Annotated in this window: 1 protein-coding gene; it reads left to right on the top strand. The window is 43.8% G+C overall.

Features of this window, described 5'->3' with window-relative positions; all coding sequences use genetic code 11:
* The first annotated feature begins 321 nt into the window (after window positions 1–321).
* The gene (locus A3756_RS19095; protein ID WP_068509280.1) at window positions 322–1,149 is read left to right on the top strand and encodes a MipA/OmpV family protein; all 828 of its coding nucleotides are present in this window, start codon (window positions 322–324) and stop codon (window positions 1,147–1,149) included.
* Window positions 1,150–1,195 lie beyond the last annotated feature (46 nt).

The raw sequence follows: 1,195 nt of genomic DNA, 5'->3' as shown, positions 1-1,195 counted from the left end.
CGATATTCTGTCACTCTTCAGCCTTATTTGTATCAGGTTAATACAGTCAATTTTAGCTTTGAGACATTAACGAAGAAGAGATGAAGTGAATGCCGTTGAAAACACTGAAATTTATCGCCAAGAGTACACAACCATAGTTATCGCTTTAGTTATATTAAGGCCAGATGAGTGTCTGATAGAGTTTATTAAAAGTGCTTTTGGGATATTAGAACACTTTTTTTAGTCACTAGAATCGAACCTTCAAGCGAAAATAATTGTGCGTGATCCAATAATATATTCTTCACGTACTTTATTGTTCTTCACTCTATAAGTTGAATTTAAATGAAAAAAATTACTGGCATGCTTTTGACAACTTGCTTATATACACTCTCCTTTCAAACAGCATTAGCCCAGGACACAAAAACAGCTATGGTGCCCTTACCTTCAATTGATGACTTTACGCGGGGCAATGATGGCTGGGCCTTCGGACTTGGCCTGGCTGTTGAATACGAATCAGCCTACGAAGGGTCTGATGAATTTGGCGCAGAAGTCGATCCTGCCGGTGCGGTGCAATGGCGTAAAGGTGATAATATTTTCTTCTGGGCCGGTGAGGCGCTCGGGTGGCGTGGTCTTCGTTCTGACACATGGCTATTCGAGGCTGTCGTGGGCTTCGATGAGGGGCGTGAAGAAAGTGACTCTGATGACGGTCGTTTGGATGGTCTCGGTGAAGGAGATGAGGGAACTGAACTAGTTTTGCAAGCACGCCATGCTTTCGATACCGACTGGCGTTATTGGCTGGATGCTCGAGTGGTGACCGGTGAAAACGGAAGTCTTGGTCTTTTTGGCGTGGGGCACCGCTTCGGTGGTCAGAACGACGGAACCGGCCATGAAATTGCCATCGCTTTGGTATTTCACGATAGTGATTATGTCAATAAAGATTTTGGTATAGATGCAGAGCAGTCAGTTGCATCGGGACTGAATGAGACCGACCTGAGTGGAGGATTTCGCTCGTTTGGATTTAATTACAATTATCGCCATTATGTAAATGAGAATTGGCAGGTTTTCGGCGAGGCGGTTTATGAGCGTTATAGTAGTGACATTGCGGATAGCCCAATCGCACGCAACAACTATGAAGCTGAGGTCGGCGTTGGATTCATTTACGTTTTCTAGAACACCTATCAAGTATTCACCTAGAAGCCTCATTTTTAGTTTATTT

Source organism: Oleiphilus sp. HI0086 (genome assembly GCF_001635225.1).
This window is presented reverse-complemented; position numbering and strand designations above follow the sequence as displayed.

What these genes read in the sequence shown, in the direction of transcription:
- A3756_RS19095 (WP_068509280.1), top strand. Translation starts at nt 322, where the DNA reads ATGAAAAAAATTACTGGCATGCTTTTGACAACTTGCTTATATACACTC.